Annotated in this window: 13 protein-coding genes; 9 read left to right on the top strand and 4 right to left on the bottom strand. The window is 57.0% G+C overall.

Annotated elements, in window-relative coordinates; genetic code table 11:
* Nucleotides 1-53 precede the first annotated feature (53 nt).
* On the bottom strand, nt 54-971 hold the full coding sequence (locus tag I6L34_RS09405; RefSeq protein WP_216956678.1) for a hypothetical protein: 918 nt from the start codon (nt 969-971) through the stop codon (nt 54-56).
* A 638-nt stretch (nt 972-1,609) separates the two neighbouring features.
* On the opposite strand from I6L34_RS09405, the gene I6L34_RS09400 reads away from it, so the two are divergent.
* On the top strand, nt 1,610-2,608 hold the full coding sequence (locus I6L34_RS09400; RefSeq protein WP_216956677.1) for a sensor domain-containing diguanylate cyclase: 999 nt from the start codon (nt 1,610-1,612) through the stop codon (nt 2,606-2,608).
* 84 nt (nt 2,609-2,692) lie between these two features.
* Here the strand turns inward: I6L34_RS09400 and I6L34_RS09395 are convergent, their stop codons facing one another.
* Nucleotides 2,693-3,319 carry a porin family protein gene (locus I6L34_RS09395; RefSeq protein WP_075115785.1) on the bottom strand — a complete coding sequence of 209 codons (627 nt, stop codon included), beginning with the start codon at nt 3,317-3,319 and terminating at the stop codon, nt 2,693-2,695.
* Nucleotides 3,320-4,595: 1,276 nt separating this feature from the next.
* On the opposite strand from I6L34_RS09395, the gene I6L34_RS09390 reads away from it, so the two are divergent.
* Entirely contained in the window at nt 4,596-5,360 is a 765-nt protein-coding gene (locus I6L34_RS09390) for a helix-turn-helix transcriptional regulator (RefSeq protein WP_005336490.1), read from the top strand.
* A gap of 49 nt (nt 5,361-5,409) precedes the next feature.
* Here the strand turns inward: I6L34_RS09390 and I6L34_RS09385 are convergent, their stop codons facing one another.
* Nucleotides 5,410-6,222 carry a UTRA domain-containing protein gene (locus I6L34_RS09385; protein ID WP_201296131.1) on the bottom strand — a complete coding sequence of 271 codons (813 nt, stop codon included), beginning with the start codon at nt 6,220-6,222 and terminating at the stop codon, nt 5,410-5,412.
* Between the two features lie 212 nt (nt 6,223-6,434).
* Here I6L34_RS09385 and I6L34_RS09380 point away from each other — a divergent pair, with 212 nt between their 5' ends.
* Genes I6L34_RS09380 through I6L34_RS09355 form a run of 6 tightly spaced genes read left to right on the top strand, consistent with a single transcriptional unit; the run spans nt 6,435 to nt 11,714 of the window.
* Nucleotides 6,435-7,496 (top strand): ABC transporter substrate-binding protein, encoded by a 1,062-nt coding sequence (locus I6L34_RS09380; protein WP_005355254.1) that lies wholly within the window; start codon nt 6,435-6,437, stop codon nt 7,494-7,496.
* A 9-nt stretch (nt 7,497-7,505) separates the two neighbouring features.
* On the top strand, nt 7,506-8,339 hold the full coding sequence (locus tag I6L34_RS09375; RefSeq protein WP_216956675.1) for an alkaline phosphatase family protein: 834 nt from the start codon (nt 7,506-7,508) through the stop codon (nt 8,337-8,339).
* Nucleotides 8,339-9,238, top strand: a complete 900-nt coding sequence (locus I6L34_RS09370; RefSeq protein WP_216956674.1) for an ABC transporter permease subunit — start codon at nt 8,339-8,341, stop codon at nt 9,236-9,238. Before I6L34_RS09375 ends, I6L34_RS09370 begins: the two co-directional genes overlap by 1 nt.
* Nucleotides 9,231-10,007: an ABC transporter permease gene (locus I6L34_RS09365; protein ID WP_005355251.1), complete on the top strand. Its 777-nt coding sequence runs from the start codon at nt 9,231-9,233 to the stop codon at nt 10,005-10,007. The genes I6L34_RS09370 and I6L34_RS09365 overlap by 8 nt, the downstream gene beginning before the upstream one ends.
* A gap of 6 nt (nt 10,008-10,013) precedes the next feature.
* Nucleotides 10,014-11,021, top strand: coding sequence for an ABC transporter ATP-binding protein (locus I6L34_RS09360; RefSeq protein WP_216956672.1), 1,008 nt, complete (start codon nt 10,014-10,016; stop codon nt 11,019-11,021).
* A gap of 39 nt (nt 11,022-11,060) precedes the next feature.
* Entirely contained in the window at nt 11,061-11,714 is a 654-nt protein-coding gene (locus tag I6L34_RS09355) for an HAD family phosphatase (protein WP_058059842.1), read from the top strand.
* Nucleotides 11,715-11,829: 115 nt separating this feature from the next.
* On the opposite strand, the gene I6L34_RS09350 is transcribed toward I6L34_RS09355, so the two are convergent.
* Entirely contained in the window at nt 11,830-13,464 is a 1,635-nt protein-coding gene (locus tag I6L34_RS09350; protein ID WP_216956670.1) for a sensor domain-containing diguanylate cyclase, read from the bottom strand.
* Nucleotides 13,465-13,547: 83 nt separating this feature from the next.
* Between I6L34_RS09350 and I6L34_RS09345 the strand changes: the two genes are divergently transcribed.
* On the top strand, nt 13,548-13,988 hold the full coding sequence (locus I6L34_RS09345) for a DUF2214 family protein (RefSeq protein WP_005355246.1): 441 nt from the start codon (nt 13,548-13,550) through the stop codon (nt 13,986-13,988).
* Nucleotides 13,989-14,048: the final 60 nt, after the last annotated feature.

Below are 14,048 nucleotides of genomic sequence, written 5' to 3'. Positions count from 1 at the left end.
TTGATGTTGGCGGTAAAGGGATTTACCGCCATCAATTTTTCAGCGAAATGCAGCTAGACTACTTCTTGAGAACGATTGAGACGAAATATTAAATTTTTCAGTTCACCATCTATGTTAACTTCAGGTGGATTTATTAATATGCTCTCGTCGAAAGTATAACGTAATAGAAATCGCTCTTGAGATGATGATATAAAATGCTTATCTATTTCACTCGGTAGAGCATTTATTATTAATGCTAGTATATCAATGCAAGCGTTGATTGCTATAACAAATTTCTCATATAGGATTATGAATGTATTAATGTCATGGAAACTTTTTTTGTTTTCATCAAAGATGATCTTTATATCAAAAAAACAAGAGCCACCATTCATAATCAACAATCCATCCTTCACTAAAGATGTATGTATCTGATTGGCTAATCCTGCAAGTTTCGCATATTCATTTACCAAAGTGTTGTAATTAAAAATAGCCTTCCCTATAAAAATAGGATTGGAAACATCATGCTTATTAAAACTGTCCATTCCTTTAGTAATGAAACATAGCAGTGCCATGCTGGTTTTACACGGTGTAAGGTTATATTGAGATGCATGTAGTAATTTTAAACATCTTATCACATCATCGTCATTCCCTATGGCACTCATAAATGTTCTTTTTATCTCTGATAATTGTTCAAAACAATTAACAAGTTCAATGCATATTGAGGTAGAGTCTTGTTTATATTGCTCATACTTTTTCTTTATATCATCTTCTTTAGTTCTTTTTTTTGTATACTGATGAGTGAAAAATGCAGATAAGAATATGCCCATAGCAGGTACAAGCCAACTAGGAATAGCTTTGACTGTAGTGGATATATAGCAATATATGTTTGTGTAATCTGTTTTGTCGCATTGTGAAAAACTATCATCACCATAAGCGATAATAGCACCAGAGAAAAATATAAAAATTAGCATCATGATAATGTATATGAACATACTTATGTCACACCTTGTTTTTGTTTAATATATCATTAGTGTTTTTTAAAGTACAGGGATAATAATATCCACCCCTCGTAAACAAAACGGATAAATTTAGTGTTTATCATCTGTTTTCCAGCGCTTACCCATAACCCTTCGTATTTCACTCCATTGGTTTATCAGGTATAGGAAGATCGTGTAATCAAAAAACCATGTAATCCACCACACTTGAACTTTCCCCATTACCAACGCCATATCCCCAATGCTGATTGATCCCTTCTCCCTTTGGGAGAGGGGCGGGTAGGGTGCAAAGAACGAAGTGAATTGCACCGCTTATATTGAGCTGGCAAAAGGTGTCATGCGCTTCGCTTATTACACCCTACATAGATGCTCTGCCTATTCCCTTCTGTTTTTTCCCCACGCTGTCCCCTCCGCTTTTGTCAGCAAATGGAGAGGACTGGGCCACACTTGCTGACACCCTGATCTGCGCATTTAGCATACTGTGTGAACACTCAATAACCGGATGGCAGGGGGATCGCGGCATTCTGGCTGACAGGATTTCCGCCGTGTGCCAAGGTAGCGCTTCACGCCGACTCGACAACGCCGTTTGGTGGGCAAGCAAGAGTGGCGCAGGCAAGAAGAGAGGATGACCTCATATGCGGCAAGATAGTGATACGGTCAGGATCTCCAACCTCAGCGAAGCTGTGGTGCACGGCATTCTGGAGGTGATCAGCGACGGCATCTGGGACTGGAATGCCAATACCGGTTTTGTCTATCGCAACCCCGGCTGGTACCGGATGCTGGGTTATGAGCCTCACTCCCTCGGCAATACCGTCTTCACCTGGGAGAACGTGATCCACCCCGACGATCTGGCGGCTGTGATGGCGAAGTTCGATCTCTGCCTGAGCGGCAGCGCCCATGAGTATCGCGCCGAGTATCGTTGCCGCTGCCGGGATGGCAGTTACCTCTGGATTGAGGATTGCGGCCGCATCATTGAGCGCAATCCCGACGGGTCTGTGGCGCGGATGATCGGTGCCCATCGCGATATCCACGCCAGCAAGTTGTTGCTGGAGCAGCTGGAGCGGCGCAATCAGTCGCTGGAGCAGCAGGTTGCCGAGCGCACCGCCGAGCTGGTGCGACTCAACGAGGCGCTGCAACAGAAAGCCGAGGAGAACCGTCTGCTGGCAGAGACCGATGCCCTGACCGGCGCCGCCAGTCGCTATCGGCTGGAGCGGGCGTTGCAGCTGGAGTGCGAGCGGGCGCGCCGCTTCCATCAGCCGTTTACGGTGATCGCCATGGATGTGGACAACTTCAAGCAGATCAACGACAGCTATGGCCACAACGCCGGGGATCAGACCCTGATCAACATAGTGGCGCTGGTGCGCCGTCATATCCGCGAGATCGATCTGCTGGCCCGCTGGGGCGGTGACGAGTTTATGGTGTTGCTGCCCAACACCGGCCGCGAGGATGCGCTGGTGGTGGCGAGCAAGTTTCAGGCATTGATGGCGAGCGAGCCCATCTGCCCGCACGCTCCCGCTTCCATGAGCTTCGGGTTGGCGGAGTATCAGCAGGATGAGCAGAAGGAGAGCCTGATGGTGCGCGCCGATCGGGCGCTCTATCAGGCCAAGCAGCTGGGTAAAGACCAGATCTGCTAACGCGGAGTACGGAAAAAGAGCAGTAAAAAGGGCCGCAGGTTTGAAACCTGCGGCCCTTTTGTATTGTTACTGACGCGGCGCGACTTAGAAGTGGTAGCGCAGACCCAGCTTGAAGGTATCCAGAGAGTAGTGCTCGTCACCCAGGCTCAGGGCGTTGAACTGGCGCTCGTAACCGATACCTGCAGAGAAGTGGTCGTTGAAGGCGTAGTCCAGACCTACTTCCAGATTGGGGTGTACCTTGCTCTTGGTTGCGCTCTCGTTTACCTGACCGCTGAAACCGAGGAGGGTGGCGTTGCCGACAACTTCCAATTCGGTGCGGGTGTAGGCGATACCCGGTTTGGCATAGGCGCTGAAGCCCCAGGCCAGCGGCTGGCTCAGCTTGGCGGCCAGGCTGATGCTGCGGGTTTCGATGGTGGTGTCGGCAAAGCCGCTTGCAATCGGGGAGGTTACCCAGGTCAGCTGATCCATCTGTTGGGCGTGCAGGCCACCTTCAACCGCCAGCCAGGGTTTGAAGCTGTAACCCACGATCAGGCTGCCGCCGTCGAGCTGGTCGTCGATCACTTTGGCGTCATAGACGTCTTTGGCAGCACCATCGAGATCCATCTTGGAGGTGGTCAGATCCAGACCTGCATACCAGCCTTCGGCATGGGCACCGCCATTCATGGCCAGAGCAAGCAGGGAGAAAGCGGCAATTTTATTAAACTTGTTCATGGATAAATAACCTTGTGTTGCGTGAACTGCGTGTGATTTATATTGCTCAATCCATGAAGCTTTTTATATTTCCGTCATTGCTCTGCTTTCACAGAGGGGCCGCAGTATAGTCAGCACATTTCTGAATAACAAGAGAGTGATTTCCCCATTCTTCTAAATATGACTGGCTGCAAGCAGGGTCATTTTGTTTAATAAATGGTGTTATTAGAGTTTTAGCTTTATTGAGGTTTAAATAATTAACTGGTGAGGCAAATGACAGGCTGAGAGTTCGGTTTTGATTCTATGTGATTGATTTTTATCAGCATTAAATTTTCATTCGAGCGTGGCCGTGATGAGTTGTCTAAAAATTTGCATCTCAGATGTCACTGATTGGCATCAGGTTCTTTTTGATGATTTTTTGAACCCATCACAAGGTGAAACCGTGAGAAAAAAATCTATCTTTTTGCCTGTTTTTTGCTCTTTTTGAGGTTTGGGATTGTTCCCATTGAGGGTTTTGGTGGTCTTTTGAGGCTGTTTTTGCGTGGGCTATGTTGCCCACCAGATGAGTGGGTGGGTTCTTATGGGTGGCTTTTCTCTTTACCCGGTAGCAGTTGTTGGGGTGGGCATGAGGCGCGATAAGCAGATATGGGGCGTGCGGCCTGATTAATTTTGTCTGCTTATATACACAAGCCATTTAAAAGATAGATTTTTGGAGTTTTAAATAACTTTATTATATTCGTTTTTATATTTAATGAAGCTTTCCAATCAAGCCATTTAAATATATTGAATGGCAATGAAACGCTATTGATGATCGTTTAGGATACCTTGCCAGAGAGGTCGTAGTGGCTGGCGCATCAGTGGGCGGCGGGTGGCCGGTGACACTTCCCCTTGCCGGGGCCCTTGACCTGACCTGCGAATTCAGGGAAAAGAAAAGGGCGGTGCTATCAGCGCCGCCCAATGCCAGGAAAGAGAAAAAACCTTACGGTTTAAAAGATAAAAATTTGGAAGCAAACAATCGATTTCTCAACCAGGAAGGGTCTTGAATTCGATACGTTTCGATTATGCGCGATGTTCTATGCAGCACTAGCAAAATGTTTGCGGGTTGAAAGATATGCACTGTCTGGTGTCAGATTTTGCGACCTCACCGTTCAACTGGTCTGTCCTGATGGGCGTTGTAGGCGATTTTTTCTCTAGGCTGTTTTTTCGGTGTCAATATCTGAGCCTTGAAGGTAAAAACAGGTCAGAAGCTGACTCGGCATAACCATGCAATGAAAGTGCGATAACAAGGAAGAGTGGCATGACCTACAGCCAGACCCTGGCCAACAATATTCTCGACACCCTGAAGAAGACCCTGACCGACAAGGGGATCCGCTATCAGACCCTGGCAGAAGCCATGGGTGTCTCCATCGCGACCGTGAAACGGATGATGAACAAGCCCTCGCTGCCGTTCGATACTCTGCTGGAGATCTGCCATCTGGTGGGGCTCTCGTTCGAGGAGTTGCTGGATCGCACTCAGGACGCCCAGAGCCGCCGCGCCGTCTTTACTCAGGAGCAGGATGAGGCGTTTCACAACGAACCGGGGCTCTACGCCTTTCTCGCCAATATCTTCTGGCGCGACAAGACGCTGATCGATCTCAAGCGGGAGTACGGCCTGACCGATGCCTCCTGCTACCTCTATCTGCGCAAGCTGGAGAAGCTCGGTATCTTGCAGCTCGGTATCGACAACAGTTACCACTTCCTCATCAGCGAGCGGATCAGCTTCGAGCAGCACAGCCGTTTCGCCCGCCAGCAGGCGCGGCAGGCAATGTCGGTGCTAGGGGAGTATCTGGTGGAGAACATGCACAAGTCGAACAACTATATGGCGCTCTGCCAGCTGCACCTCAACGAGGGAGAGGCGATGGCGCTGATCGATCGGATGAAGGAGTACTGGCATCAGGAGATCAAGCTCAACCGCCCCGCCATCGGTCAGCAGGAGCACGCCAAGACCTACACCATGTCGCTGCAACTGGCCGACTGCGGCTACCAGAGCTTTGACGACATGATCCCCAATATCGACAACTGATCCCGGCGGATCCTGCGGGATCCGTGTCTGCTCGTGAGTCTGATTGTGGTTACTCTGCCAGTTGCATGGGCTGCGCTTTGGCGATGATGGGTTGCAGCGCCCGGGTATCGAGACAGATACGAATGGCATCCGGCCGCCAGTGCTCGATATCGCAATCCACCAGACTGCCCCGCTCGTCATAGTTGACCCGCACCAGCCGCAGCACCGCGCTCCCCTCCGCCAGATTGAGGGCGCGGGCGATGGCACCTCGCGCCGCCGAGGGGGTGATCTCGAGACTCGCCCCGCCCTGGCCTATGCCATAGCGCTGCTGATAGAGCTCGGTGAGGGAGTTGGCCAGCGGCGCGCTGGCGATATCGGGAAAGCGACTCGCCAGCAGATGGTGGCTGACGTGGAGCACAGGGCGGCCGTCGATCAGGCGCAGGCGGCGAATTTCATACAGCGGCGTAAAAGGATCCAGCCCCATCCAGCGGCAGAGCTCGCTGCTGGCGAGCTCGCTGCCGTGGGCCAGCACCCGGGTTTCGGCGGTGCGCTGCTGCTCGCCGATCCACTGGTGAAAGTGGGTGTGGATGGCGGGATCGTAGGTGAGGCGGGGCGGCGCAACGAACCAGCCACGCCGCTCGGCCCGGTAGATAAGGCCATCCGCTTCGAGGCTGGAGAGCGCCTCCTTGATAGTGATGCGGGTGGTAGAGAAACGCTCGCTCAGGGCCCGTTCGGCGGGCAACTGCTGCCCCGCCGCCAGCTGACCGCTGCCGATATAGCGGCGCAGGGTCTGGCAAATTTGTTCACATTTGGAGGCGCGGCCCTCTGCCGCTACCCGTTCGCTCAATCTCGGTTCAATCACGCTCATGTCCCTGTCGCTCATTCTGGCTGTACGGGCTGGCCTGGCCCTTGTTGGTTCAGCCCTTGCTGGAGTAGTCCAGCTTCACTTGGGTTCAGAGTTGTAACCGCTGTGGATGACAGCGCCATGACAGGGTGATTGTCATCAAACTGCCATTAAAGCGCCCCGCCACCGTCACAATTCCCCTCTAGCATCCCTCTCGAACCTTAACTGACCTAGTCCAGAGGGATGGGATGATGAAAAGCGTGATCGCAAGTGCACTGGCCATGGTGGCCATCAGCCAACCGTTGTTTGCCACAAATAGCTATGCAGCCGAAAATATCGCGGATCTCGAAAAGGCCGCCCGTGGCGAAGGCCAGCTCCACAGCATCGGCATGCCCGACAGCTGGGCCAACTGGAAGGATACCTGGCAGCAGCTGGGCAGCATCTACGGCATCAAGCATCAGGATACCGACATGAGCTCGGCGCAGGAGATCGCCAAGTTCGCCGCCGAGAAGGCCAATGCCACCGCCGATATCGGCGACGTGGGCGGCGCCTTCGGTCCGGTTGCGGTCAAGCAGGGTGTTACCCAGCCCTACAAACCCTCCACCTGGGCCGATATTCCCAACTGGGCCAAGGATGCGGACGGTCACTGGATGCTGGCCTATACCGGCACCATCGCCTTCCTGATCAACAAGGATCTGGTCAAGGCAGCCCCCACCAGCTGGCAATCCCTGCTGGGTGGTGACTACAAGGTGACCCTGGGTGATGTGGGCGTTGCCTCTCAGGCCAACAACGGCGTGCTGGCGGCGGCCTATGCCACCGGCGGCAGCGAGAAGAATCTGAAACCTGCACTGGAGCTGTTCGGTCAGCTGGCCAAGCAGGGTCGTCTCTCCCTGAACGATCCCACCATCGCCAATATCGAGAAGGGCGAGGTGGAAGTCGGGGTGCTGTGGGACTTCAACGCCCTCAACTACCGCGACCAGATCGACCCCAAGAAGTTTGATGTGGTGATCCCGAGTGACGGCTCCGTCATCGCCGGTTACACCACCATCATCAACAAGTGGGCCAAGAACCCCAACGCCGCCAAACTGGCCCGTGAATACATCCTCTCCGATGCCGGTCAAATCAACCTGGCCCGTGGCTACGCTCGCCCGATCCGCAGCAACGTGACCCTGCCGGATGACGTGAAGGCTAAGCTGCTGCCAGCCGAGCAGTACGCCAATGCCAAGCCGGTGCAGGATCACGCCGCCTGGGAGCAGAGCTCCAAAGCCCTGCCGCGCCAGTGGCAAGAAACCGTCATGATCAACATGCAGTAAGGGAATCCAGTGCAACACAAGGTGATAGTGGTACTTGTGGATGGTCTGGCAGCCGAGGTAGCCCACACCATGGGCTACCTCGGTGGCATGGTGGAGGCGGGGCGGGGCCTGCATACGACCCTGAATGCTGCCCTGCCGTCTCTCTCCCGACCCCTCTACGAGTGCATCCTGACCGGCGTGCCGCCGGTGGTGAGCGGCATCACCCACAACGGGGTGAGTCGCCTCAGTCTGCATGACTCCATCTTCCATCTGGCCCGCGCCGCGGGCAAACGCACCGCTGCGGCGGCTTACCATTGGATGAGCGAACTCTACAACCGCAGCCCCTGGCTGGCGGCCCGCGATCGCTTTACTCACGACGAGCAGTTGCCCATCCAGCACGGCTGCTTCTACTGGGATGACCACTACCCCGACAGCCATCTGCTGATGGATGGGGAATGGCTCAGAACCCAATATGACCCCGATTTTCTGCTGATCCACCCGATGGGGGTGGACGATGCGGGCCACAAGTTTGGCCTCGATTCCCGCCAGTACCGCAATCAGGCGCGCCGGATGGACAGCCTGCTGGCCGATCTGCTGCCCCAGTGGCTGGCGGAGGGGTATCAGGTGGTAGTCACCTCGGATCATGGCATGAACAACGACCTGAGCCACGGCGGCACCCTGCCGGAAGAGCGCACCGTGCCACTCTGGTTGTTTGGCGATGCCTTTATCGAGCGCTGGCCGGATGGGGTAGTGATCGCCCAGACCCAGCTCTGCGCCCTGATGGCCGATCTGTTGGGCATTCCCCACGACAAGCCGGCAGCGCCACCGCTGCTCAAGGCCGCCTTTATGCGCGAGGTGCACTGATGATGCCTGCCACCACCGAGATCTTGGTGGATCAACCCGTGGCAACCAAGCACAAGGTGCGCCGCCACTGGCTGCCCGCGCTGGTGCTGCTGCCGTTTATCCTCTTGATGATCCTGTTCCAGCTCGCTCCCATGGTGTGGGTGCTGGTGGGCAGCTTTCAGACCCCAGATGGCTGGGGCCTCGACTACTACCGGGAGATTTTGAGCTCCCCCTTCTACCTGCAATCGTTCGGCAACTCATTGCGCATCGCCGGTATCGCCAGTCTGGCGGGGCTTGCCATCGGCACCCTCGGGGCGGCGGCGCTGCGCCACAGCGGTGAGCGGGTCAAGCGGCTGCTGCTGGCCTTCGTCACCATGACCGGCAACTTCAGCGGGGTGCCGCTGGCATTCGCCTTTATCATCATTCTCGGCATTAACGGTGCGGTGACCCTGCTGCTGAAATCATGGGGATTGATCGACGGCTTCAACCTCTACTCGGGGTCGGGCCTTATCCTCATCTACACCTACTTCCAGATCCCGCTCGCCCTGCTGCTGCTCTATCCGGCGTTTGATGCGCTGCAGGATGAGTGGCCGCAAGCGGCCGCGCTGCTCGGCGCGAGCAAGGGGCAGTATGTGTGGCACGTGGCACTGCCGGTGCTGACGCCTGCGCTGCTCGGCACCCTGATCATCCTGTTTGCCAACGCGGTGGGGGCCTATGCCTCTGCCTACGCCCTCACCACCGGCAACTTCAATCTGGTGACCATCCGGGTGGCGAGTCTGGTCTCCGGCGATATCTTCCTCGAGCCCAATATGGCGGCGGCGTTGGCGGTGATCCTGATGGTGCTGCTGGGGGTAGTGACGGCTGCCAACCAGTGGCTGCTGAAAAAGAGCTATGTGAACAAGGGGCAATCCCATGCATGATTTGACGCCGCGCTGGCCCAAGTGGGTGCTGGGTGGGCTGGTCGCCACCCTGCTGCTACCGCTGCTGGCCACCTTTCTCTACTCCATCTCCACCCGCTGGGGGGCGACCCTGCTGCCGGACGGCTTTACCCTCGACTGGTATCTCAAGCTGTGGGGCGATCCGCGTTTTCTGGCGGCGTTTGGCCGCAGCCTCCTGGTCTGTTTCGCCACCCTGCTGCTGGGGACCCTGGTGCTGGTACCGACCGTGCTGGTGGTTGCCTACTACTTCCCCAAGCTGGATCCCTGGATGAACCTGTTGATCCTGCTCCCCTTCGCGGTGCCACCTGTGGTTTCGTCAGTGGGGCTGCTGCAGATCTACGCTGACGGCGTGCTGCCCATTATCGGCACGCCGTGGATCCTGATCGGCACCTGGTTCACCGTGGTGCTCCCCTTCATGTATCGGGCGCTGGCCAACAGCCTGCAAGGGGTACCGCTCAGGGATTTGATGGATGCCGCCCATCTGCTGGGGGCAAGTAGTCGGCGCGCCTTTCTGTTGGTGGTGATCCCCTGCCTGCGCAAGGGATTGCTGGCGGCGCTGTTTCTCTCTCTCTCCTTCCTGCTCGGCGAGTTCGTGTTTGCCAACATGCTGGTGGGCACCCGTTACGAGACCCTGCAGGTTTACCTCTACAACATGCGCGCCACTTCGGGCCACTTCACCAGTGCGCTGGTGATGAGCTACTTCCTGCTGACCCTGCTGCTCACCTGGGCGGCCAACAGATTTCATCGGTGATCCAAGATGTTTCATTTAGAAGTCAATCAGTTGCACAAATCCTACGGCGATACGCCGGTGTTCGAGGGGATCGAATTCGGCATTCGCAAGGGGGAGCTGGTTACCCTGCTCGGCCCCTCTGGCTGCGGCAAGTCCACCCTGCTGCGGGCGCTGGCCGGGCTCACTCCGGTGGATGGCGGTCAGGTGCGGGTGGCCGGTGAGGAGATCACCTGGCAGGCGCCCCAGAAGCGGGGTATCGGCATGGTGTTCCAGAGTTATGCGCTGTTCCCCAACATGACGGTGTGGGACAACGTCGCCTTCGGCCTCAAGATGAAACCCCAGCCGGGGCGGGAGCTGGCGGCCAGCGTGCAGGAGGCGCTGGAATTGGTAGAGCTGACCGGTTTCGAGCGCCGCTATCCTGCCGAGCTCTCCGGCGGTCAGCGCCAGCGGGTGGCGCTGGCCCGGGCGTTGGTGGTGCAGCCGCGGATCCTGCTGCTGGACGAGCCGCTCTCGGCGCTGGATGCCCGCATCCGCCGCAGCCTGCGCCAGCAGATCCGCGAGATCCAGCAGCGCCTTGAGCTCACCACCATCTTCGTGACTCACGATCAGGAGGAGGCGCTCACCATGTCGGATCGGATCTTCCTGATGAACAAGGGATCCATCGTCCAGAGCGGTACGCCGGAGCAGATCTATACCCGCCCCGCCAGCGAGTTTGTGGCGGGCTTTATCGGCAACTACAACCTGCTTGGCGCCGAGCAGGGCAAGTCGCTGTTTGGCCCCCGTTTTCAGGGCAAGCTGGCGTTGCGGCCGGAGTCCATCACCCTGCTGCCCGCAGGGGCGATCAGCAGCGAACCCAGCCTGCCCGGCATCATTCGCCAGCAACAGCTGCTCGGCAACGTGATCCGCTATCAGGTGGAGTGCGAGGCAGGGCTGTTGACGGTGGATTGCCTCAACCGTTCGGCTGGCGATCTGCTGGCCACCGGCAGTGCCGTGACCCTGGCGGTGGCCCGGGATCAACTCTGTGAGGTAGCATGAGGCCGCATTTCATTTCCATTTTCACTGCGAGGAGCGCCCATGGCACTGGCACTGTTTGATCTGGACGAGACCCTGATTGCGGGGGATTCCGCCAGCCTCTGGCTGGAGTACATGGTGGCCGAGGAGCTGGCCCCCGCCAGCATGATCGCGGAGGAGCAGGCCATGATGTCCCTCTACCATCAGGGCAAGATGGACATGCACCAGTACATGGCCTTCACCCTGCAACCGCTGGCGGGCAAGACGCGCCAATGGCTCGACTCGCTCTCTACCCGCTTTGCCGAGCAGGTGCTGCGCGAGCGCCTCTACCCCGAGGGGTTGGCGCGCATCGAATGGCATCGGGAGCGGGGCGACGACCTGGTGCTTATCTCCGCCTCCGGCGAGCATCTGGTGGCGCCCATGGCGAAGATGCTGGGGATGGATCACTGCGTCGCCATTTTGCTCGATGAGGAGGAGGGGATGCTGACCGGCCAGACCCGTGGCACCCTCAGCTTTCGCGAGGGCAAGGTGGCCCGCATCAACCAGCTCTTTGCCGGCAGGGACCACCTTTGGCAGGGGAGCTTTGGCTACAGCGACTCCCATAACGATCTGCCCATGCTGCGGGCGGTTAGCCATCCCCATGCGGTCAATCCTGCCCCCGCGCTGCGCCAGCAAGCCGAGGAGCTGGGTTGGCTGGTGTGGGAGTGGCAGCGCTGAGTCGTGCGTCACACAGGCTTAAAGTGCGACAAGAAGCACGAAAAACAAAGAGAGAGGCAGGAGCCTCTCTCTTTGTTTTTACTGACGACGTTGTGGTTGAGGCTGGCCGCTGTGGCTACCCCTCGTTGGTTTGTTGCTGAGGCTCGCCAAAGGCGGGCACTTCCTCCTCGGCACTCTGGTGAGGGGTGTGGCGCAGCGGGAAACAGATACGGTTTTTCCCCTCCCGCTTGGCTTGATAGACCCCCTTGTCGGCCAGCTCCACCAGCTCTTTGGCCGAGAGCCCGGAGCGGCTGAAGGCCACCCCGCCGCTGATGGTGATAGTGAGATTGGGTTCGCGCCACTCCAGTTGCTCCACCCCGAGCCGGAACGCTTCCAGCAGTGAGGGAAGCATCGGCTGCTCTTCGCCGTAACGGAAGATCAGCACCAGCTCCTCGCCGCCATAGCGGCAGAACCAGCCCCACTCGTGGAACAGATTCATGCCCAGCTTGCTCACCCGCTTGAGCACCACATCCCCCGCCTGATGGCCGTGGGTATCGTTGACCCGTTTGAAATCATCCAGATCGAACATCACCACCCCGAAGGGGGTGCCACTGTTGAGCTGCTTCTGCAGACACTCGTCGAAGAAGCGACGATTGTAGAGCCCGGTGAGTTTGTCCTGATGGGCTTGCAGGCGGATCTGGGCAAAGTCCTGGCTGGCGGCATCCATCTCTTCGTAGACCTTGGCCAGCTCCAGCATGCGGCGGCCGTTGTAGGCGATACCGCCGGAGCGGCTGGCGCGGATCAGCAGGGTGATCTCCCCCAGCATCCGGCGGAAGTAGCGGGACCAGAGCAGGGCCAGCAGCAGATAGAGAATGCAGGCGACGGCAATCATCAGCTGCACGTTGATGGAGACGCTGTCGATCACCTGCTGCATGCTGGCAGTCGGCTCGACGCTGAGCAGGATCCAGCGCTGCTCGGGGATGCGGTAGTAGGAGACCATCAGGCCGCTGGCATCATCGAGGAAAAAGCCCTGCGGCTGTTGCATCCGGGCCAGCCAGTCGGGGTGGGCGAGGGGTTTGAATACCCGTTCACGATCCGGATGGACCAGCACCAGTCCGTCATGGTTGAGCAGGATCTGATAGCCATTACCCAGATGGTGACTCTGAGCATGCCGACTGTTTAGCCAGCTGGCGAGGGGGGTGAGCTGGGTATCCAGCGAGAGTACGCCAACCCGCTTGCCGTCAGGATCTTCAATCACCCGGGCCAGCGCCATGGTGAGGGTGCCCAAGGTGTAGTCGTAATAAGGATCGGTCCAGACAATCTGTCCGGGATGGCTGGATGCCAGCAGATACCAGGGGCGGGTTCTGGGATCGAACTTCTCGTCAGCCTGCCAGGAGGGGTGGATCAGCATCTTGCGATGCTCGGTGCCCACGTAGACGTAATCGAGCTCCATCACCTTGTGGTAGGCCTGCCACTGTTGCAGGTAGCGCTCGCCGTTGCGGATCTCCGGGCCGCTGAAATCCCGATAATTTACCTGCTGATAAATGAGCGTAAACTGGCGTTTGAGGGTCGCCAGATAGGGTTCGATCAGGGTATGGAAATACTGGGTGTTACGAGCAATCAGATATTGTTGCTGCTCGTGGCGCAGGGTGCGCTCCATATGCAGGTAGTAGATGCTGCCGAGCAGCAACACAGGGATAAAGAGCAAGAGGAGGCCCAGCCGCATGCGGGTGATCAAAGACCAAGTGTTCTTGGGCTTGGCGGGGGACATGAACAGATCCTTTTCGTCTCGGGTGACACCAGCATATATGATGCTGTGCGGCTCGTCTAAAGGCAGAAAATGAGATGTTTCCGATGCTGAACCACACTCTGCTCTCAATGATTCATTATGGCAGCATAGCGGTGCTAATCCTTGCCCTCTGTGTCGAGTATCTGATCTTTCGGCGCGGCCTGAACATGCTGCGAGTGCGCCGCCTGCTGCTGGCAGATGGGGTGGCGGCGCTGGCGCTCTTCTCCATCTTTGCCACCGGGTGTCTGCTGGCCCTCGAGCATGCCAGCTCGGTGGCAGAGATCTTTGCCCATCCTGCCCACGGCCTCAAGATGGGGCTGTTTCTGCTGATTGTCGGCTCCCTCGTTTATCCCAGCCGTCTCTTCTATCGCTGGCGTCGCGCCCTGCGTCTGGGCAAGGCGCCGATGATCTCCATCCAGCAGCACTTCCGGGTGGTGTGGATCCTGCGGGGCAATCTGCTACTGATTGCCCTGTTGGCCGTGTTCACCAAGCCCTCGCTGCTGTAACACTCGCGGTGCTCAAAAGCAGTGCGATGCAGCGCGTTGAGAGCGAGAGCGAAGACAAAG

Source organism: Aeromonas sp. FDAARGOS 1404, assembly GCF_019047085.1.
GTDB lineage: Bacteria > Pseudomonadota > Gammaproteobacteria > Enterobacterales > Aeromonadaceae > Aeromonas > Aeromonas veronii.
Note: the sequence above shows the minus strand (reverse complement) of the source record. Positions and strands in the feature narration are given on the sequence as shown.

Excerpts from the sequence above, each read along its gene's own strand:
- I6L34_RS09395 (WP_075115785.1), bottom strand. The coding sequence starts at position 3,319 with ATGAACAAGTTTAATAAAATTGCCGCTTTCTCCCTGCTTGCTCTGGCC.
- I6L34_RS09350 (WP_216956670.1), bottom strand. The coding sequence starts at position 13,464 with ATGTCCCCCGCCAAGCCCAAGAACACTTGGTCTTTGATCACCCGCATG.
- I6L34_RS09355 (WP_058059842.1), top strand. The coding sequence starts at position 11,061 with ATGGCACTGGCACTGTTTGATCTGGACGAGACCCTGATTGCGGGGGAT.
- I6L34_RS09390 (WP_005336490.1), top strand. The coding sequence starts at position 4,596 with ATGACCTACAGCCAGACCCTGGCCAACAATATTCTCGACACCCTGAAG.
- I6L34_RS09380 (WP_005355254.1), top strand. The coding sequence starts at position 6,435 with ATGAAAAGCGTGATCGCAAGTGCACTGGCCATGGTGGCCATCAGCCAA.
- I6L34_RS09385 (WP_201296131.1), bottom strand. The coding sequence starts at position 6,222 with ATGAGCGACAGGGACATGAGCGTGATTGAACCGAGATTGAGCGAACGG.
- I6L34_RS09365 (WP_005355251.1), top strand. The coding sequence starts at position 9,231 with ATGCATGATTTGACGCCGCGCTGGCCCAAGTGGGTGCTGGGTGGGCTG.
- I6L34_RS09370 (WP_216956674.1), top strand. The coding sequence starts at position 8,339 with ATGATGCCTGCCACCACCGAGATCTTGGTGGATCAACCCGTGGCAACC.
- I6L34_RS09405 (WP_216956678.1), bottom strand. The coding sequence starts at position 971 with ATGTTCATATACATTATCATGATGCTAATTTTTATATTTTTCTCTGGT.
- I6L34_RS09345 (WP_005355246.1), top strand. The coding sequence starts at position 13,548 with ATGCTGAACCACACTCTGCTCTCAATGATTCATTATGGCAGCATAGCG.
- I6L34_RS09400 (WP_216956677.1), top strand. The coding sequence starts at position 1,610 with ATGCGGCAAGATAGTGATACGGTCAGGATCTCCAACCTCAGCGAAGCT.
- I6L34_RS09360 (WP_216956672.1), top strand. The coding sequence starts at position 10,014 with ATGTTTCATTTAGAAGTCAATCAGTTGCACAAATCCTACGGCGATACG.